We start from the raw sequence: 19,241 nt of genomic DNA on the forward strand, positions 1-19,241 counted from the left end.
TGCTCCAGTTTTAGCGTTTTGCCTTCGACAATAGCGTTGTGATCAATGGTGTATTGCTGTCTCGCATGGTAGGCAGCTCGAATCTGGCTTTATCAATATCGTCCAATGACAAGGTCGCAGTTATCAAGGTTTCACCGTCTTCTGCCTGCGCCAAGAGCTCGCCCGTTGCAGACAAAATACAGCTTCCTCCCCAAAACCACGCTTCGCCCTCTGGCCCGTAACGGTTGGCCATCAAAACTGGAGTTCCGTAGAGCACCGCATAAAATTTAACGTTAACCAACCAGTTGTCTTCATTGGAAAAATCTTTACTGACAATACTGCTGGCCGAGTTGATCGGCGCGAGCAAGATTTCAGGCTTATCGAGTAGCGCGCAATGAACCAAAGGTGGATTCCATAAATCGGCGCAAATTAAAACCGAGCCTCGCCAATTATCATCAAGAGACACGCTGGTGGTTGCGTCTCCCGAATGAAACCACTTGCCCTCTTCAAGCCCACCATAGGTTGGTAAATTGATTTTGCGATGCACAGCAACCACCGTACCACCGAGCAACCAAGCCATCGCGTTGTAGTACTCTCCCGGAGCGGCCTGTTCAACAAAGCCGACAATCACGGACATGTGCGGTGCAAGTTGCGCCAGCTCTTTAAGCCGAGCATCATCACGCTTCATGGCGACTTCACGCACAGAGGATTGGAGCTGGTATCCGGTCAAGGAGAGTTCAGGAAACAGCAATAGCTGTGACCCCAAGGCCGCTGCTTGCTTTATGTAATCCTGATGAGTATTCAGATTGGCATTCACATCGCCTAACTGGGCGTTGATTTGGGCCACACTGACTTGCAGGATAGTCATGGTATTACCCCAAGTTATGCTCAGATAGGAACTGGCTTGCGACTTCTGAGATCGAACGTCGCTCCACATCAACTTGTTGATTCAAAGTCGACATCGTATCGCCATCGATCGCCGCAGAAAGCGCGTTCATTTGCTCGGCAAGCTCTGGGTTCGCATCTAGCGTTTCTTGGCGAACCACAGGAGTGATCGCGTAATCAGGGAAGAACTGTTTGTCATCCGTTAAAACGGTAAAACCAAATGCTTTGATACGACCATCTGTTGCAAATACGAGCGCAGCATCGACTTCTTTCCCTTTCAGCGCATCATAAGTTAACCCCGTATCCATGCGTTTCACTTGGTCTCGTGAAGCTTTGAATTTGTAGGTTTTCTGTAAAGGTCGGAAGCCATCTTTTCGTGCATAGAATTCCGCATTCAAAGCAATGGTCATTGGCGGGTCTTGGCGCATTTGCTCGGCGAAGTCGGATAAGGTTGAGATGCCACGTTGTTTCGCATCGTCACTGCGCATAGCGAGCGCGTAGGTGTTGTTCGCTTTTGAAGGGTTAAGCCAAACTAGGCCTTTCTTGGCATCCAGTTCCTTAACGCGTTGATACACTTGCTCTGCTGGGAGCTTGTCTTGGACTTTGTTGTAAATGATCAGTGATGTGCCCGTATATTCCCAATAAAGATCGATCTGTCCGTTTTCTTGCGCTTTACGCAAAACCGCACTGCCCATGCCCGAACGTTTATCAACGTCGTAGCCTTTTTTGGTTAAATATTGAGACGTGATCTCCGTTAAAAGCTGTTGTTCTGTAAAGTTTTTACCACCTACGACGATTTCCGCAGATGCGTGAAAACTTGAAAGCAGTACACCAACGGCCAGCAAGCGGCGAGTAATTTGCTTCAACATGTTTGACTCCTGTCTGTGTTCAATTTTTAGGATTGTTATTGTCTAGCTCTAATAGGGTTACAGCCTTTAGGTACAGTGACATAAGAAACGGCTCCTACCACACTGTCGATAGCGATAGCCAGCATCGCTGTAGGAATAGCGCCTGCCAGCATCATGATGGGTTCATCCAGATCAATACCGGTAAAAATGAGCTCCCCTAACCCACCGCCACCAATTAAGAAGGCCAGTGGAACGGTGCCCACGTTGACAGCTAACGCCGTGCGGATACCGGCAAAAATGACGAACAGCGCATTAGGAATTTCAACCTGAAACAACATTTGTAACTCGGTCATACCAATGCCTGACGCCGCTTCTTTTAAATGAGCGGGCACTTCTTTCAGTCCAATGTAGGTGTTTCTGACAATCGGCAACAACGAGGCAATCGTCAGCCCAAATACCGCAGGCACGGTGCCAATGCCAAGAAAGCTCATTGCCAGCGCGAGAATGGCTAAAGTAGGAATCGTGGTCCCCACATTCAAAACCTGCATCGCCGATTCTGCGACTTTCTGAAAACGAGGACGGCTGAGCAATACGCCGACGGGAATCGCGATTAGGATCGCCAATCCACCAGACAGCAGCACCAGTTCAATGTGCTGAACCGTCAAATAAACAATGTCTTCTTGGTAGTAAAGAAAATCATCGATCGTACCCGCGCCTTGTAAATAAATACCCAACGCAAAGACACACGCCAATAAAACGAAATAGTAGGTTTGTTTAAGCTGATTGGTCACGATGCCTCCTTAGCCTGATGCAATGGCTGCGGCTGACTAGGAGAGGTATCGCGCTGATAAGTTGCACCGAGATAATGGGTAATGCCGCGCTGTGTGACTTCGCCCACTAAGCGGCCATTCTCGTCAACACACGGCATCCAAACAATGTCGTGCGTGAACATCTTCGATGCGACTTTACGCAGATCATCCGTGGTTCGGGCGATTGTTTTCAGGCCGACATAATGTTCGCCGCAGTACCCCTTCATATTGATTGCGGTAGCTTTTGGCACATAACCGATAGGTTGGTGTTGGTCATTCACTAATATCACGGCGTCACGATACCCATACGCGTCAATTTTGGTTAGGGCGTCGGCAAGCGTATCGTTAGGTTTCACGTACGCAAAAGTGGTCTGCATGACGGATTCAGCCGTCACTAAGCGAAGACGTTTAAGTGCGCGATCATCTCCGACAAAGTTTTTCACGAAATCATCTTTCGGGTGTGCGAGCAAATCGTCAGGCGTATCGTACTGAACCAGGTGACCATCACGGAAAATCGCAATTCTATCGGCCATTTTGACCGCTTCATCAATGTCATGACTGACAAACATGATGGTCTTGTTGAGCTCTTGCTGCATTTTAAGGAACTCATCCTGGATTACTTCACGGTTGATCGGGTCAATCGCACCAAAAGGTTCATCCATCAGCATGACGGGAGGATCCGCAGCTAGAGCTCGGGCAACACCAATTCGTTGCTGCTGTCCGCCAGACAACTCATTTGGATAACGATTAAGGAAGACACTAGGATCAAGAGCCACCATCTCCAATAGCTCTTTTGCACGCGTCATGTATCTTGCCTTATCCCATCCTAATAACTTGGGAACCACCGCGATGTTTTCGCCGATCGTCATGTTGGGAAATAAGCCAATTTGCTGAATAACATAACCGATATTGCGGCGCAGAGTGACTGTATCCATCCCAGAAGTATCTTCACCACCAAGATAGATCTTGCCCGATGTCGCGGGAATAATTCGGTTGACCATTTTCAGCGTTGTGGTTTTGCCACAACCGGACGGGCCAAGTAACACACAAATTTCACCACTGGGAACTTCCATCTCAATGTGATCTGCGGCAGTCACCGGGCCATTAGGCGTTTCAAAAATTTTGGTTAGCTTGTCAATTTTGATCATTTGAATGTCCCTATTATTTATCCTTTATCGAGCTGCTGTCAGGCCCGGTGGCGTTAATCTTTTTTGTAGTCGAATCAATCCGTAATCCGCGATGATAGCCAGAAGGCTGACGGCGATGGCACCAACGATCAGTTGTCGAGGATCACTTTGCGAGATGCCACGGCTGATAAACACGCCCAACCCTCCTGCTCCGATATACGCGGCGATCGCCATAACGCCAATATTCATTACTACTGCCGTTCTCACACCCGCCATAATCACCGGAATCGCCAATGGAATTTCCACCATTTTCAAACGCTGAAAAGGCGTCATCCCGATGCCGCGAGCTGCCTCTCGGAGTGACGGTTCTACGTTGTGAATCGCGGTATAAGTGTTGCGAATAATAGGCAGCTGAGAATAAAGCAGTACGGTAATCACGGCGGGCACGTAGCCAATCCCATGACCAATGGTCGATAAGAGAGGAATCATCAAACCAAACAGTGCGATTGAAGGAATGGTGATAATGATGGACGCTACGTAAAGCACCACTTTCGCAACGCGCTCATTTTGTGTGATAAGAATGCCGATAGGTACGCCAGTTAGGATGGCAAGCCCAACAGCCAGAGCGACCAAAGAGATGTGCTCCATGGTAAGCGTACCTAGCAGCGCTAAGTTATCTATGGTGAAATTTAGTAAGTCCAAGTAGGTCTCCCCCAACTGTGATTCGCAACCAAGTTAACAGGAGATTAAATTACGCTACTTTTTATTAACAGTGTTGTAAAATAGCGACACGTTAAGATAGAAATACGAAATATTAAGGAGGGAAATAATTAGCTTTCTCATCACCAAAAAAAGCGCTTTATTGGCGATGAGCCGCAGTAGTAAACAAGTTGATTATATCGGAACTGAAAACAGCCATTGATAGCACGAAGAACCAACTACAATGAGCGGTTAAATTGCTCCACAGCCTCTACGACACGGCTAGCGCCATCTTGTATTTCGTTCATCACATTCCCCGCTTTTTCTGAAAGCTCTAGCGTATCTAGTGCTTCTTTTTGGCATTTGGCGATCAGTTGGACAGCATTATCGGTTCGCTCTAAGTTTTCAGTTACCATTGTGACAATTTCATCAGTGGTCGCATTGGTTCTTGTGGCAAGCTGTCTGACCTCGTCAGCAACAACGGCAAAGCCTCTACCATGCTCACCCGCGCGAGCTGCTTCTATCGCCGCATTTAACGCTAGTAAGTTAGTTTGGTCTGCAATACCACTGATGCTATTAACCAGTTCACTAATGCGTGATGAGTGCGCTTTGAGCTCGTCAATGGCCGTATTCGCTTGCTGCATCTGGTCAGACAGTGTTTGCACCTTTTCTAGCGTCGAACCTATCACTTGCTGACCTTGCAGTGTTTGTGTTCCGGTCTCTTGAGAAACTTCATTAGCCAATTGCGCAGCCTGAGCCATTTGCTGCTCTTGCATCACCTGCTGGGTGATGTCGGTCGCGAACTTGACTACCTTGTAGAGCTCTCCTCTATCGTTACGGATAGGGTTATAGGAGGCTTCTAACCATACCTCTTCACCGTAACGGTTAACTCGCTTAAACCGGTCTGAAGCAAACTGTCCTTTTGCCAAACGTTGCCAGAACTCGCGATAAGCTTCAGAACCAGCCTCTTCCTGATCGCAGAACATACGATGATGCTTTCCTTTAATTTGATCCAGTGTATAACCCATCGTACTAAGGAAATTATCATTGGCCTTTAATACATTACCATCTAACGTGAACTCAATAACCGCCATAGAACGGCTCAACGCATTCAGCATGTCCTCTTGCTCACGCGATGCTTTGATCGTTCGCGTAAGCTCAGAAGCAAACACAAAAAAGCTTTCGACTTCTTGATGTTCGTTTAAAACAGGCTGGATAACCGTTCGTAACCACGCTTCTTCGCCGTTGCCTTTAAGTACTTGCATCGCGCCATTCCAAAATACTTTGTCTTGAACGGCTCTCTTCATTCGATGAAAGTGCTCTGTATTGCGCGAATTTGATGGAACCAACTCGGTAATCGGTTTCGCTAAAATATCCGCATCAGTGAAAAAGAGTTGTTGCTGAAATTTTGTATTTACAGAGGTAATGCAGCCTTTCTTATCCAGCGTTAAGCGAAGCATTTCTTCATCTAAACTGTGTTGGATTTGCTGCAAGCGTTGCAGATCCTGCTTTAATCGTTGGTTTTCTTGCTGAAGCGACTTATTAAAAAACATAACTTTCTCTCATTTGACTAATCTTCGAACTAGTCAACGGTTTATTATTTATATGCCCAATAGCCTGCAAAGATACGATTTCGTTTGTTCGTTCTTCAAACGCAATTCCTGTCTCCGAGCTGAGACACCTACATGACATAAGGCTATTTTTCTTTGGTATGACTTAAGCGCAGTATACTGAAATTTATTCACCGCCCAAGTTGTTTATATATTTATCAATATCAAGGCAATTGGCAGCTATTAGAGATCCGTATTAATGCGGATAGTTGTATGGAGAAAGGATGTATTTGGATCAAAAAAAGCCCTTTCCATAAAGGAAAGGGCTTTGACTTAGTTCCCAAAATTTTTGCCGTTTTACAGCAGTTCCACCGACTGTTGAGCGATTACCCACTCTTCATTGGTAGGAATAACTAGTGCTTTCGCACCGAGCAGCTCAGATGTTGCAATAACACCTGCGTTGCCAAATCTTGCATCTTCGTTGCCTTTCTCATCTTCAACAAAACCTAGCAGTTTCAGGTTTTTCAAGATTTCACGACGAATTGGTAGTGAGTTTTCACCAATACCACCAGTGAAGATGATGCCGTCTAATGAATCCAGAGCAGCTAGGTAAGAAGTAATGTATTTCGCAACGCGGTAAGTGAAGATTTCAAATGCCAACTTCGCACGTGAGTTACCCGCTTCCATGGCTTCTAGTACACCACGTGCGTCACTTGTTACACCGGATACACCTAAGAAGCCTGACTTCTTGTTCATCATCTCGAACACTTCGTCTTTTTCCCAACCTTTACGGAAAAGGAACTCGATAACACTTGGGTCGAGGTCACCACAACGAGTACCCATCATTAGGCCAGCTAACGGCGTCAAACCCATACTTGTATCAACACATTCGCCATTTTTAACCGCACTCACTGATGCACCATTACCTAAGTGCACGGTGATAAAGCTGCTTTCTTCAACCGGCTTATCTAGCATTTTCGCTGCTTCACGGCTTACGTAGTAGTGGCTTGTGCCGTGAGCACCGTAACGACGTACTTTATGCTCTTCGTAAAGCTCGTAAGGAAGCGCGTACATAAACGCTTTGGCAGGCATTGTTTGGTGGAAAGCAGTATCAAACACAGCGAATTGAGGCAGTGAAGGGAATGCTGCCATTGCTGCTCGCATGCCTTCTGCATTCGCTTTGTTATGAAGTGGCGCTAGCTCAGCAAGACGCTCAACTTCTTGAATAACTTTTTCATCGACTTTTACTGTGCCTTTAAAGGTTTCGCCACCTGCAACAATGCGGTGGCCTACAGCTACAAATTTTGAGCTCAAACCCAAAGTCTCGAGTAGTTTTACCACTCGCTCAACAGCGTACTGATGATGGTTACCGCCAGCAGGAATTGCTTCAACGGTTTTTTCTCCCTGATATTTCCAACTGATTTCAGCTTCAGGTAGGCCAAAACACTCACCAATACCTGATACCAAAGCTTCACCGGTTTCAGAATCAATAACAGCAAATTTTAATGAAGAGCTACCAGAGTTGATCACCAGTACAAACGAATTAGACATGAAATAGTTATCCTGTTGTAGAGCAGAGGTTGTAATAGCGCTTGTGCGCTGCGTACTTCTTGTTTGCCCCTCTATTATTCAATAATTTTTTAATCTTTCAACAATCTTTTAGTAAAAGCGATTTGATTGAACAAATTTTGTTGATCTGTAGCAAGTTTTGATTTTATTTGAAGACTAAAAAATATGACTTGTTAAACATAATTTATGAATAGGTCAATTTGTACAAATTCAGAGATATGAGCTACGTTGTTTATTGGGTGAACAAAAATAATAAACCAATCAATAAATCGGGGTAATAATGTGCCCACTATTGCATTTCTATTAGTGATCTTAGGTTTAATTTTGCTCTGCTGGGGATGGCAGATGACAAAAAACATCTGCTCGAGAACTGATGTACCCGGGTGGACTTTCCTATTGTTGTTAATCAGCTGTTTCATTTTTGCGTATGCCGCTTTTTTACACGCTATAATGCAAAAACCTATCGCTTCCCTCTTGGAAACCGGAGTTTCTCTCATTCTATTCGGTGGCAGCATTTTTGTGGTGCTGGTTATCAAATGGAGCAACGACTCCATACTAGAACTTCATACCGTTGCTGAAAAAGAGAAGCGTAATGCCGTTCACGACGCACTTACTGGACTCCCTAACCGTAAATACTGCTTTGAGTTAATCGAAGATAGAATACAGTCTGGAGACCCTTTCTCAGTGATCCTTTTCGATGTCGTTAACTTTAAACAAGTCAACGATGCTATGGGACACTTTTGTGGAGACCAACTGCTGATTCAAATTGGGCAACGTCTCCAAGAGAAACTTAAAGGCAGTGACAAAATTTTCCGCGTTGGTGGCGATGAATTTGTCATCCTCACCTCGTCAGCATGCGAGGAAACAGGCAAAAGTCTCATCGAAGAGTTAGATTCGGCACTGTCTAATCGCTTCCATTTAGATGAGTTTCAAGTCTCTTCCCGCGTTGTTTTCGGTGTCAGTACCTACCCTTATGACGCTCTGTCCAATGATCTATTGATAAAGCATGCGGACATTGCCATGTATCACGCCAAACGAAATGGCAATCTCTTTGCATTTTATAATGAGGACATGAACGTCGGGGCCAAATACCAGCTCGAAATCTCTTCTCGTATTCAATGTGCGCTGGAAAAAGAGGAGTTCCAGCTATACTACCAACCGTTGATTGACGCACATACTAACTTAGCTGTCGGCTTTGAAGCCGTGATCCGTTGGCATGATGAAAATGGTAAAACGATTTCGCCTAACGACTTCATCCCCATCGCGGAGCGAAGTAATCAAGTGCACAACATCACCATGTGGGTCCTAAACCAAGTTGAAAAAGATCTCCAGACCTTTATAGAAAAAGACATCAAGCTTCCTGTCCACGTTAACTTATCTGCAAAAGATCTCTCGTCTAATTTATTGTTTAACCGCTTGGAAACACTGCTCAAGGTAAACCCTCAATTTGCTGACCTTATAAGCTTAGAGATTACTGAAACGATGGCGATTGATAGAGTTGTTGAGCTCAACCCCCTAATTCACCAAATCAAAGGATTGGGTATTAAGATCAGCTTGGACGACTTTGGCACCGGGTATTCATCTCTGTCGCTTTTGAGAGATCTCCCAGTTGATCAAATTAAAATCGACCGATCATTTCTTTGTACCGCAAGCCGGACAGAGGGCACCCGCTCTATCGTTGAGAACACAATAGCGTTAGCGCATGGCCTAGGGTATTCAGTCGTCGCAGAAGGCGTTCAAGACATGGATACACTGCACTTTTTACGCAGTCGTGGCTGCGACATCATTCAGGGCTACTTGTTCTGCCCAGCCCTCCCCTTAAACGAAGTCATTAGCTGGGTAAATGAGCACGACGAAAAGCAAAGCCGTATTCGACGCGCATAAAAAAGCCGAGCATTTCGCTCGGCTTTCAATTCTTGCGGCAATTTAATCAATTGCTCTAATCACTGATTCGTGATTATGCTTCTTGAGTGCGACGACCACGGCCGTGACCACGCTCACCACGGTGGTTACCACGGTGATCACCACCACGGTTACGATCGAAGCGACGTTCGCCACCCTCACGGTTACCATCGCGGTTGCCGTCACGGTTACCACGGAAGCCACCTTCGCGACGACCGCCTTCACGACGATCACCACCACGGTTACCGCCTTCGCGGTTGCCACGGTAACCGCCGCCATCACGACGACCGCCATCGCGACGACCACCGTCACGGCGACCACCACGAGACTCTCGGAAGTCATCGAAGTCACATACTACAGCACCAACATCTTGTTGACGGATACGTAGTTTGCTTAGCTTGCCCGCAGCTTCAGAAGTCATTGCTTTTGGTAGCTGAACGAATGTGTGGCCTTGTGCCAGCTTGATCGCACCGATAGAGCCTTTACCTAGACCTAGTTCGTTCGCTAGAGCACCAACGATGTCTTTAACTTGAACACCTTGCTCGCGACCAACTTGAAGCTGGTAAGTATCCCAATCTTGGTTGTTGAAGTTACGACCGCCGTCACGACCACCTTCACGGCGCTCTTTGCGGCGTTGCTTATCACGCTCAATCGCTTCAACCATTGGATCTTCGCCAATGTAGAACAGAGGACGTTTACCTTGCTGGCGCTTAAGAAGCATAGCAGCAAGCGTTGCTGGGTCGATGTCTAGAGAAGTTTGTAGTTTCTCTACTAGCTCAGCAAATTTGTCTAGAGCTTTGTGCTCTTTCTCTGCTTCAAGCTCAGCGCCTAGCTTAGCTAGACGAGCTTCAGCAACTTGGTCACGTAGAGGAAGTTGAATCTCTTCCATAGATGACTTAGTTACGCGCTCGATAGTGCGAAGCATACGGATTTGGTTAGTGCGAACAAGAAGGATCGCTTTACCTTTACGTCCAGCACGGCCAGTACGACCGATACGGTGGATGTAAGACTCAACATCGAATGGGATGTCGTAGTTGAATACGTGTGTAATACGTGGAACGTCAAGGCCACGTGCAACAACGTCAGTTGCAACTAGGATGTCGATAACACCTTGTTTGATGTGATCAACAGTACGCTCACGTAGAGACTGAGGAATGTCACCGTGCAGAGCTGCCGCTTTAAAGCCACGTGCAGATAGCCAATCAGCTAGACGCTCAGTGTCTTGACGAGTACGTACGAAGACGATTGACGCGTCAGTTTCTTCCGTTTCAAGAAGACGAGACATCGCTTCATCTTTCTCTACACCCTTCACTACCCAGAACTGCTGTTGAACTTTGTCTACAGTGTGGTTCTTACCAGCAACGTCAACCATTACAGGCTCACGTAGGAAACGCTCAACGATTTTCTTAAGCATCGGAGGCATTGTTGCAGAGAATAGAACGCGTTGAGCAGACTCTGGTGCGTGTTCCATGATCGCAGTAACGTCATCAACGAAACCCATGTTTAGCATTTCGTCAGCTTCGTCTAGTACAAACGTGTTTACTTCATCTAGGTGTAGACGTTCACGGTTGATAAGGTCTTGAACACGACCTGGAGTACCAACGATAACTTGTGCACCGCTCTTAAGAGCACGCATCTGATCTACGATAGAAGCACCACCGTAAATCTCTAAAACTTTAAGACCCTTGATGTTCTTACCAAGGTTTTTCATTTCAGCCGCAACCTGGATCGCTAACTCACGCGTTGGCGCAAGAACGATAGCTTGTGGTTTACGTTGGTTGAGATCGATCTTATTTAGAAGAGGCAGAGAGAACGCTGCCGTTTTACCTGTACCTGTTTGAGCTTTACCCAGCGCGTCAGCACCTTCCAACAGGTGTGGGATTGCCGCAGCCTGAATTGGAGTTGGTGACACGAAACCCATTCCGTCTAGAGCAGAAAGGATAGAATCATTCAGAGATAAATCGCTGAATTGAATAACAGAATCTTGCATTGGGATCCTACTTAATTAAACAAAAAAACAGTCCCATATGCTCTTCCAATTCGATACTGATTCATCCAGTTACTGATTCCATTCAGACAGGAACACAGCACAGTACACAACCGCGATAAGCCATTAGGGACGACTAAGGGAGGCGGATTATTCCTTAAAAGCATAAAAAAAGCCAGAAAAAATTGAATTACATCACAATTTATTCTCAATAATGGCATTTTTAGCATATTTTTCCACCATCCCCACCATTCCCCGTAGATTTGCGCAGCTCGCAGATGAGTTTTTCATCAATATTTAAGCCGATTTCCTGCAATTCGATCAGCAAAATTCACGGCGAAATTGCGCTCCACAGGTAGTAATAATAGCTCGCAATGATTATAGTGTGCCCAACTCCATAGGTAATTTAAGAAAAGATGTTTCAAGATAACCCACTACTCGCTCAGCTTAAGCAGCAAATCCAAGAAAACCTGCCGAAAAAAGAAGGCTCAATAAAAGCCACAGATAAAGGCTTTGGCTTTTTGGAAGTGGACAGCAAGACTAGCTTCTTCATCCCACCTGCGTACATGAAAAAGTGCATGCACGGTGACAAAGTCGTCGCCATTATCCGCACAGAAAATGAACGCGAAGTTGCAGAGCCACAAGAGCTGTTAGAACAAGCCGTGACTCGCTTTATTGGTCGAGTCAAAATGTTCAAAGGCAAGCTAAACGTAGCACCTGATCACCCACAGCTTAAAAAGCTTTCTCTTAAAGCGAAACTAAAGAAAGGTCTAAAACCTGACGAGTTCGCTGAGGGAGATTGGGTTGTCGCACATCTTATTCGCCACCCTCTAAAAGGCGATAACTCTTTCTTCGTAGAGATTTCTGAAAAAATAACAGACGCGAACGACAAAATTGCACCTTGGTGGGTAACGCTTGCTCAAAACGATCTACCAAACTCTGAGCCAGCAGGCATCGAGAACTGGGAACTGAAAGACGACGCCGATCTAGAACGCGTAGACATGACACACGTTCCGTTCGTGACTATCGATGGTGAATCAACCAAAGATATGGACGATGCGCTGTACGCGAAGAAAACCGAATCTGGCGATTTCGAACTGACAATCGCTATCGCAGATCCAACCGCCTACATCACACCAGAAGATGAAATGGATAAAGTAGCACGTGAGCGTGGCTATACTATTTATCTTCCGGGCCGCAATATTCCAATGCTGCCTCGCGATCTAGCAGACAACCTATGCTCTCTGATTGAAGGCGAAATCCGCCCTGCTATTTGCTGTACCGTAACCGTAAATAAAGACGGCGTAATTGGCGACGATATCAAGTTCTTTGCAGCAAACATCAAATCACACGCACGCTTAGCATACGATCACGTGTCTGATTGGCTAGAAAACGGCAGCTCAGAAGCATGGCAACCATCTGAAGAGATCGCGACAATCGTTCGTGACCTTTACGACTTTTCCCTTGCTCGCGCAGAATGGCGTGAGAAAAACGCAGTGGTCTTCCCAGACCGTCCTGACTACCGTTTTGAGCTGAGTGAAGACAACGATGTGGTTGCTATCCATGCAGATATGCGCCGCAGTGCAAATCGCTTGGTTGAAGAGTCAATGATTACCGCAAACATCTGTGCTGGTCGTACACTGCGCGATAAATTTGAAACAGGTGTTTTCAATACTCACGCTGGCATTAAGACTGAGAAGATTGAAGAAGTGGTTCAACTTGTCAATCCAGAAGGTGCACTGGAATTCACAGCGGAGTCAATTACCACTCTAGAAGGCTTTGCTGCATTGCGTCGCTGGTTGGCTGCGCAAGAAACCTCTTACCTTGATAATCGTATTCGTAAGTTCCAAGCCTACAGTGAAGTAGGTAATCAGCCTCTTCCTCATTACGCTATGGGGCTGGATATCTATGCGACTTGGACATCACCAATTCGTAAGTACGGCGATATGATCAACCACCGCATGTTGAAGGCCGTCATCCTAGGCAAAGAGCCAGTGCAAAAACCTGATGATCAAGTCGGTGAAGAACTAGCTCTGCACCGTAAACATCATAAAATTGCTGAGCGAAATGTCTCAGATTGGTTATATGCACGTACGCTTGCTGATGAGCCGAACAAGAAAACTTGTTTCACAGGTGAGATTTTCGATATTAATCGTGCAGGTGCACGTGTCCGACTTCTCGAAAATGGCGCAGCAGCCTTTATTCCTGGTGCACTAATTCTTGATAATAAAGAAAGAATTGAGTGCAATGGCGACAACGGTACCATCTCTATCGATAAAGAGGTCGTATACAAACTTGGTGATACATTGGAAATTGTCCTTGCGGACGTAAACCTAGAGAACCGTAGTTTAGTTGCAAAGCCAACCCAGGTATTTGCTGAACAACCAGCAGCACAAGCAGAACAGACTGTAAGTGAATAATACCGAATGAAGTTAAAAGGCGCTCTATTGAGCGCCTTTTTTATTTGTTATGTAAAAATGATAAGAACGAATATGCCGAACATTGAGATCATTCGCTTTAATCACTTCACTGCGCGCAAAAGTGAGCGTTACACCGCAACACATAATGGCTTATATGTTGTTGAAGAAGGTGCCCTATTAGTTCATCAACCAAATGGTGAACAGTTTGAACTTAAAGCAGGAGATTTTACTCTCTACAACTCTGCTGATTTGAGCAGCGCAGAAGCCATCCCTAGTGAAAATGGCTTTAAAGCACTGGCTCTAGTCTTCAACCCAAATCTATTCTGTGACTTTAAAAAAGCACACCCAATGCTACGCTCCAAGAAGGAAGAAAGGCGCTTCTATCCTTTTTCAGCGCAAGCCAGCAGCGAAGTAGCACAACTAAAAGACACATTGGTCAACTTAGCGAGTCGCAATGCTCCAGACTACACACAAGGTCATATCGCAATGGCACTGCTGTCGTTAATGGTGGAGGTAGAGCCAAACATCCTATCAATCATAGATGACGCAAGCAGCCTAAGCGACTCTCAAAAGGCCATCAAGTATATTGAGAACAATATCGAGAAAGATATCACTCTGGAAGGCTTAGCGGCTCATATGAGCATGTCTATCGCGACCTTAAAACGCCGCCTCGCCGCAGAGGATCTTTCATTTTCACAGATATTAAAAGTGAAGCGGATCAACTTCGCCGCAACCCAGCTGCGCATGTCAGAAAAATCTATAACAGAAATAGCGTTTGAATCCGGGTTTAAAAGTGCAGCGCATTTCAGTACCGCATTTAAATCGGTTTACAACATGACGCCGAAAGACTTTAGAAACCAAGTCGTTAAATCCAAAGCATAAATCATGGTGACATTGACAGCTGTTAGAGTTGGAGCGTTCCCTATTCCCAAAAACACGCTTGAGGATCGCTTTCCAACTCGGTGAGTAGGTCTTCGAGCGTTTGACTGTATGGAAGTGGCTTATAAGGTATCCACCTTAATAATTCGTTGCGGTACGTTGGGACGTAGAAATACCAAAGCTGATTGCCCTCATCAAACACGATCTTCGCGACGGGAGAGGTATATTCGCAGTGCTGTGAATCAAGAAGAAAATGCGCTCTATGAAGCTCGACACCATTCTCCACTGGCTCATATAGGCACTTACCCTGCTCGACAGGCAGGTTAGCATTACGCGCAGAGCAGAGCGATTGAACTGATTTGTATAAACGACTTGTCGCCATTTGGGACACTGACATCAACGTTCTCCCGATGGATGATAGTTAGAGCTGTCGATCCTAGTATATAACCTTTACACCACCATCGATGGTGATTATCTGCCTACCTCAAACAAAAGGTGGCTATATTCTCATTTACTCAGATTACCATCTCACTTTGCTTGGAAACGCTACCTACATCACCTCTTGGTTAGAAAGAATTCCCTTGTTTAGACCTGACAGTTCACAAAAGTGTAACCTGAACGCAATATCATAAACGCTGCTTTATACCGTATATGGAGTTTAATATGTTACGTTTTACTGTGGCGACGTTATTGGCCATAGCAGTCTCCCTCCCCGCCATTGCAAAAGAAGTTAATATCTCTGGGTCAACCTCGGTTGCTCGCGTAATGGATGTACTTGCAGAGGAATACAACAAAACACACCCGGACGATTACATTGCAGTTCAAGGTATTGGTTCTAGTGCGGGTATTACAATGGTTAATAAAGGCGTAGCCGAGATTGGGATGAGCTCTCGCTATCTGACAGAAAGCGAAAAAGGTGAAGATCTCAACGTATATCCTATCGCTTATGATGGCCTAGCTGTTGTTGTAAACCGTACAAACTCTGTAAAAAACCTTTCTCAACAACAACTGTTTGATATCTACAAAGGTAAAATCAAGAATTGGAAAGAGGTTGGTGGTGCAGATCAACCTATCGCTGTTGTCACTAGAGAGGCGTCTTCAGGCTCACGCTACAGTTTTGAAAGTCTGCTAGGACTAACCAAAATCGTAAATGATCGCCTCGTCTCAGATATCAGCCCGAACAACTTGGTTGTAAATAGCAACAGCATGGTAAAAACCATCGTGAACCATAATACTCGTGCAATTGGGTTTATTTCTGTGGGATCAGTAGATCGCTCAATAAAAGCGATTCAATTAGATGGTATTGACCCAACTTCGGCAAACATTAGCAATCACAAGTATAAATTGGCGCGGCCATTCCTAGTGCTCTACAAAGTCAATAAGATTAGCGAACCAGGTAAAGGGTTCGTCACCTTCCTTCGTTCCGAACAAGGACAAAAAGCGATTGCTGATTACGGTTACACTCCAGTAAAAAGCTTTAATCAATAAAACCAAAAAGAGAGCATATTGATGCTCTCTTTTTATATGTTTTCTATCTCGCTCTGGAATTAGAAATGCAGTTGAATAACAGAAACGACAACAGCACCAGGTCGACGAATACCTTCGATTTCCACTTTAATTTCACGCTCGATCTCCAAACCTTTTTTGATCGGCGTTACTTTTGTCAACGTGCTGACAGCACGAACGTTGTTTCCTGCTTTAACAGGGTAAGGGAAACGAACTTGGTTTAAGCCTAAGTTAACGACCATTTTGGCTGTTGGGAACATTGGCTTATCAGGGTCCACTGAGTCAGTCAATTTAGGCAACAATGCTAATGTTAAAAAGCCATGAGCGATGGTTGTCTTAAATGGAGATTCAACTGACGCACGTTCTGGATCTGTGTGAATCCACTGCATGTCTTCCGTTACCGCACCAAATTGATTGATACGTTCTTGAGATACATGCACCCAGTCACCAATGTGAATCACTTCACCAATTTTTTCACTTAACTCGTCATACAGCTTTTGAGCCTCAGGTGCCATTACGATTGGTGCAGGTTGAGGCGCAACCTCTTCGTTAACAGCTGGCTGTTGGTGATCACGAACTTTCGAGAAAAGAAAGCTATTCTGAGCTTTTCCCAAAAAGTCACTCCAATAATCGCGTAACGTTGGAGACATCCAATTCATAAACTCGGATTGATGAGCAGAAATCGCATCAACTTTGTCTTTAAATAGATTTGTGACCTTCATAAACACCCTTAAAAAATTTTAAGCACAACTGGCTATACCAGTTAATTTTGAATTAGTTCACAAAGTCTTGCAAATACTTTCGGGCGAACACATGTACCCTAAAAGCAAGTTATTTCTTAAATATCATAAAGATAGCAATAAAACACCATTTTATTGACTTGCGCCAATATAAAGTAAAAACTCTATAAATTGCTACTATTTGTCTCTTTTTTACCCCATTTTCAAACTGTTTAAATTTCACCAGCGGCTATAAAACGAGCAAACAGTACTTCTATTATAATTCAGCACTTTACAAGTCGGACTATGCTCCCTATTATACGTTCCGCAACGGAGAGATGGCTGAGTGGTTGAAAGCACCGGTCTTGAAAACCGGCATACGTTAATAGCGTATCTAGGGTTCAAATCCCTATCTCTCCGCCACTTATTAGAGAGCTCGCATTTATTGCGAGCTTTCGTCGTTTTAGTGCTTGTAAAATGACGGAGGTTCGAACCCCTAGTCGTATACGGCCCCAGAACTTCACCACATTCCAATAAAGAGCCCGCTAAAAATTAGCGGGCTCTTTATTTCTATTTTCTAGTGTTTAAGCAAACTTCTTAATCATTTCAGATAGGTCATTGGTACAACTTTGCACTTTAGAGTTCATCTGATTCGTTTCTGTCATCAGATCATACGATTCACTGTACTTTAAGTTAAGCGACTGGATGTTTTCGTTAATCTCATCCGTTACGTAAACCTGTTCTTCTATCGCTACCGCAATTTGTTGATTTCGCTCGACTACATCCTGAACGAGAGATTGCAGCTGTTGGATGCTCTCTAAAGCCGTGCCTAATAATGTTACCGTTCCAGTCGACATTTCATTGCCTTTCTCTAGCGCAGAAACCGCTGATTTACTGCCCTTTTGAATTCCTTCAATGGCCGCTTTAATTTCTGTTGTCGATTCCTGTGTTCTTTTAGCAAGGGTTCTCACTTCATCCGCAACGACTGCAAAGCCTCTCCCTTGCTCGCCTGCCCTCGCCGCTTCAATTGCTGCATTCAACGCTAATAAGTTGGTTTGTTCAGCAATATCATTGATCACTTCAACAACGGTTCCTATTTGCTCGGTTTGTTGGTTCAAACGCATGACCACTTTAGAGATTTCGCCGAGCTCATCCACCAGCTCTAGTACCGAGTGGTTAACATTATCGATAACGCTACGGCTATCTGTCATCGTGTTCTGCGCTTCTAGCGTAGCATCGGCCGTCGCTTGAGCATTATTTGATATCTCAGATGATGAGGCTTGCATCTCGTTGACCGCTGTAGCGACCGAGTCGATCTCTACTTTCTGTGCACTCAAGTTTTCCGTCACTTGCTGGCTATTAGTCGCAGCACTGTTGGCACTTGCACGCGTTTCTTCGCAAGAGTCTTTTACAGACACCCCGACTCGCCCTAATAGCGCATCTGCAAATTGCTTACGCATCTTCATACCCAGCTCAATTTCAGCCAGATCGTTAATTTTTCCGCAATAAATATACTCCATTAGTGGATTGTTGAAGTCTTGCCTAGCCTGTCTAGCAAGCTTCTCAACTGGCCTGGTTAATACATAAATTGAGAAAACGGAAAGTAATGCAGCAATGCCAAAGGCCACCGCTGGTGATTGATTCATTTGTAGAGTTAGCAAGCCAAGAAGGTTTGAAATGAAAAGAAAGAAGGCTGATCTCATCCACAAACGCGTACGAGGAAGATACATTTGCAATGGTTTACCGTTATTCCGAAGCTTTGAATACGCTTTTTCCGCTCGTTGAACGTGTATACGCTCAGGTTTAAATCGAACCGATTGGTATTCAACAACTTCACCATTGGATTTGATAGGAGAAGCAAACGCATCAACCCAATAATACCCTCCGTTTTTACGTCGGTTTTTCACCATTCCCATCCAGTGTTTTCCGGCTTTTAGGTGCGTCCATAAATCTTTAAAAGCCTGTTTCGGCATGTCGGGGTGGCGTACAACATTGTGAGGCTTACCGATAAGTTCACCATCACCAAACCCCGCGACTTCATTAAAGTTTTCACTGGCATATTTGATATAGCTGGACGTATCGGTGATAGAAACTAGGCTGTAACTCGAAGGGTAATCATATTCCGTTTCACTCATAAACATGTGTCCTTACATTGATTAATTAAATAAACGGCAAGTATGAGTGTAGCAGCATAACATTTATGCGCATAATGATAAGCGCATTGTAAAATTCAATGAAATTACTGATAGGTCAATTTATTACCTGCAAGCGTAGTGGCGGTTTCACTCTCAAATAGCACTACCCTTGAGTGCTCACAAGATGCTGCATTGATTAAAATTAATACACAAAAGCGCTTCCTTAC

General features: G+C 45.0%; 15 protein-coding genes, 1 tRNA gene and 1 pseudogene. 5 read left to right on the top strand and 12 right to left on the bottom strand.

Annotated elements, in window-relative coordinates; all coding sequences use genetic code 11:
* Window positions 1-10: 10 nt before the first annotated feature.
* The 8 genes and pseudogenes from ACWPOD_RS04555 to ACWPOD_RS04590 all read right to left on the bottom strand — a co-directional run bounded on the left by ACWPOD_RS04555 (window position 11) and on the right by ACWPOD_RS04590 (window position 7,448).
* Window positions 11-847, bottom strand: a complete 837-nt coding sequence (locus ACWPOD_RS04555; RefSeq protein ID WP_237311161.1) for a nitrilase-related carbon-nitrogen hydrolase — start codon at window positions 845-847, stop codon at window positions 11-13.
* Window positions 848-851: 4 nt separating this feature from the next.
* A complete protein-coding gene (locus ACWPOD_RS04560; protein ID WP_456231595.1) occupies window positions 852-1,733 on the bottom strand; it encodes a glycine betaine ABC transporter substrate-binding protein in 882 nt (293 codons plus the stop codon).
* Window positions 1,734-1,768: 35 nt separating this feature from the next.
* Window positions 1,769-2,503 carry an ABC transporter permease gene (locus ACWPOD_RS04565; protein ID WP_006742426.1) on the bottom strand — a complete coding sequence of 245 codons (735 nt, stop codon included), beginning with the start codon at window positions 2,501-2,503 and terminating at the stop codon, window positions 1,769-1,771.
* Window positions 2,500-3,669: an ABC transporter ATP-binding protein gene (locus ACWPOD_RS04570; protein ID WP_046873661.1), complete on the bottom strand. Its 1,170-nt coding sequence runs from the start codon at window positions 3,667-3,669 to the stop codon at window positions 2,500-2,502. Before ACWPOD_RS04570 ends, ACWPOD_RS04565 begins: the two co-directional genes overlap by 4 nt.
* A 24-nt stretch (window positions 3,670-3,693) precedes the next feature.
* Complete coding sequence (locus ACWPOD_RS04575) at window positions 3,694-4,296, bottom strand: ABC transporter permease (RefSeq protein WP_005391019.1); 603 nt, start codon at window positions 4,294-4,296, stop codon at window positions 3,694-3,696.
* Window positions 4,297-4,586: 290 nt separating this feature from the next.
* Complete coding sequence (locus ACWPOD_RS04580) at window positions 4,587-5,123, bottom strand: methyl-accepting chemotaxis protein (RefSeq protein ID WP_370687804.1); 537 nt, start codon at window positions 5,121-5,123, stop codon at window positions 4,587-4,589.
* Window positions 5,121-5,900, bottom strand: a pseudogene (locus ACWPOD_RS04585) (PAS domain-containing protein); the annotation flags it as partial. The gene ACWPOD_RS04580 and the pseudogene ACWPOD_RS04585, both read right to left, overlap by 3 nt.
* A gap of 354 nt (window positions 5,901-6,254) precedes the next feature.
* On the bottom strand, window positions 6,255-7,448 hold the full coding sequence (locus ACWPOD_RS04590) for an acetate/propionate family kinase (protein WP_006742422.1): 1,194 nt from the start codon (window positions 7,446-7,448) through the stop codon (window positions 6,255-6,257).
* A gap of 363 nt (window positions 7,449-7,811) precedes the next feature.
* Between ACWPOD_RS04590 and ACWPOD_RS04595 the strand changes: the two genes are divergently transcribed.
* Window positions 7,812-9,350, top strand: a complete 1,539-nt coding sequence (locus tag ACWPOD_RS04595) for a putative bifunctional diguanylate cyclase/phosphodiesterase (RefSeq protein ID WP_074189973.1) — start codon at window positions 7,812-7,814, stop codon at window positions 9,348-9,350.
* Window positions 9,351-9,423: 73 nt separating this feature from the next.
* On the opposite strand, the gene ACWPOD_RS04600 is transcribed toward ACWPOD_RS04595, so the two are convergent.
* The gene (locus ACWPOD_RS04600) at window positions 9,424-11,358 is read right to left on the bottom strand and encodes a DEAD/DEAH box helicase (RefSeq protein WP_012842482.1); all 1,935 of its coding nucleotides are present in this window, start codon (window positions 11,356-11,358) and stop codon (window positions 9,424-9,426) included.
* Window positions 11,359-11,771: 413 nt separating this feature from the next.
* Here ACWPOD_RS04600 and rnb point away from each other — a divergent pair, with 413 nt between their 5' ends.
* The gene (rnb, locus tag ACWPOD_RS04605) at window positions 11,772-13,775 is read left to right on the top strand and encodes an exoribonuclease II (protein ID WP_301580069.1); all 2,004 of its coding nucleotides are present in this window, start codon (window positions 11,772-11,774) and stop codon (window positions 13,773-13,775) included.
* A 72-nt stretch (window positions 13,776-13,847) separates the two neighbouring features.
* Window positions 13,848-14,657 (top strand): helix-turn-helix transcriptional regulator, encoded by an 810-nt coding sequence (locus ACWPOD_RS04610; protein ID WP_301580067.1) that lies wholly within the window; start codon window positions 13,848-13,850, stop codon window positions 14,655-14,657.
* Between the two features lie 40 nt (window positions 14,658-14,697).
* Here the strand turns inward: ACWPOD_RS04610 and ACWPOD_RS04615 are convergent, their stop codons facing one another.
* Entirely contained in the window at window positions 14,698-15,051 is a 354-nt protein-coding gene (locus ACWPOD_RS04615; protein ID WP_164665734.1) for a DUF3024 domain-containing protein, read from the bottom strand.
* Between the two features lie 266 nt (window positions 15,052-15,317).
* On the opposite strand from ACWPOD_RS04615, the gene ACWPOD_RS04620 reads away from it, so the two are divergent.
* Window positions 15,318-16,142, top strand: coding sequence for a phosphate ABC transporter substrate-binding protein (locus tag ACWPOD_RS04620; RefSeq protein WP_456231596.1), 825 nt, complete (start codon window positions 15,318-15,320; stop codon window positions 16,140-16,142).
* A 59-nt stretch (window positions 16,143-16,201) separates the two neighbouring features.
* On the opposite strand, the gene ACWPOD_RS04625 is transcribed toward ACWPOD_RS04620, so the two are convergent.
* On the bottom strand, window positions 16,202-16,882 hold the full coding sequence (locus tag ACWPOD_RS04625; RefSeq protein ID WP_047009313.1) for a MaoC family dehydratase: 681 nt from the start codon (window positions 16,880-16,882) through the stop codon (window positions 16,202-16,204).
* A gap of 329 nt (window positions 16,883-17,211) precedes the next feature.
* Between ACWPOD_RS04625 and ACWPOD_RS04630 the strand changes: the two genes are divergently transcribed.
* A tRNA-Ser gene (locus ACWPOD_RS04630) sits at window positions 17,212-17,302 on the top strand.
* A 161-nt stretch (window positions 17,303-17,463) separates the two neighbouring features.
* On the opposite strand, the gene ACWPOD_RS04635 is transcribed toward ACWPOD_RS04630, so the two are convergent.
* Window positions 17,464-19,014 (bottom strand): methyl-accepting chemotaxis protein, encoded by a 1,551-nt coding sequence (locus ACWPOD_RS04635; protein ID WP_005391040.1) that lies wholly within the window; start codon window positions 19,012-19,014, stop codon window positions 17,464-17,466.
* Between the last annotated feature and the right edge of the window lie 227 nt (window positions 19,015-19,241).

It is taken from the genome of Vibrio sp. JZG120 (assembly GCF_053890955.1).

Coding starts and splice junctions, on each gene's coding strand:
- ACWPOD_RS04580 (WP_370687804.1), bottom strand. CDS start 5,123: ATGCAAGAGCAGCAAATGGCTCAGGCTGCGCAATTGGCTAATGAAGTT.
- ACWPOD_RS04610 (WP_301580067.1), top strand. CDS start 13,848: ATGCCGAACATTGAGATCATTCGCTTTAATCACTTCACTGCGCGCAAA.
- ACWPOD_RS04590 (WP_006742422.1), bottom strand. CDS start 7,448: ATGTCTAATTCGTTTGTACTGGTGATCAACTCTGGTAGCTCTTCATTA.
- ACWPOD_RS04560 (WP_456231595.1), bottom strand. CDS start 1,733: ATGTTGAAGCAAATTACTCGCCGCTTGCTGGCCGTTGGTGTACTGCTT.
- ACWPOD_RS04555 (WP_237311161.1), bottom strand. CDS start 847: ATGACTATCCTGCAAGTCAGTGTGGCCCAAATCAACGCCCAGTTAGGC.
- ACWPOD_RS04575 (WP_005391019.1), bottom strand. CDS start 4,296: ATGGAGCACATCTCTTTGGTCGCTCTGGCTGTTGGGCTTGCCATCCTA.
- ACWPOD_RS04620 (WP_456231596.1), top strand. CDS start 15,318: ATGTTACGTTTTACTGTGGCGACGTTATTGGCCATAGCAGTCTCCCTC.
- ACWPOD_RS04625 (WP_047009313.1), bottom strand. CDS start 16,882: ATGAAGGTCACAAATCTATTTAAAGACAAAGTTGATGCGATTTCTGCT.
- ACWPOD_RS04600 (WP_012842482.1), bottom strand. CDS start 11,358: ATGCAAGATTCTGTTATTCAATTCAGCGATTTATCTCTGAATGATTCT.
- ACWPOD_RS04595 (WP_074189973.1), top strand. CDS start 7,812: ATGACAAAAAACATCTGCTCGAGAACTGATGTACCCGGGTGGACTTTC.
- ACWPOD_RS04570 (WP_046873661.1), bottom strand. CDS start 3,669: ATGATCAAAATTGACAAGCTAACCAAAATTTTTGAAACGCCTAATGGC.
- ACWPOD_RS04615 (WP_164665734.1), bottom strand. CDS start 15,051: ATGTCAGTGTCCCAAATGGCGACAAGTCGTTTATACAAATCAGTTCAA.
- rnb (WP_301580069.1), top strand. CDS start 11,772: ATGTTTCAAGATAACCCACTACTCGCTCAGCTTAAGCAGCAAATCCAA.
- ACWPOD_RS04635 (WP_005391040.1), bottom strand. CDS start 19,014: ATGAGTGAAACGGAATATGATTACCCTTCGAGTTACAGCCTAGTTTCT.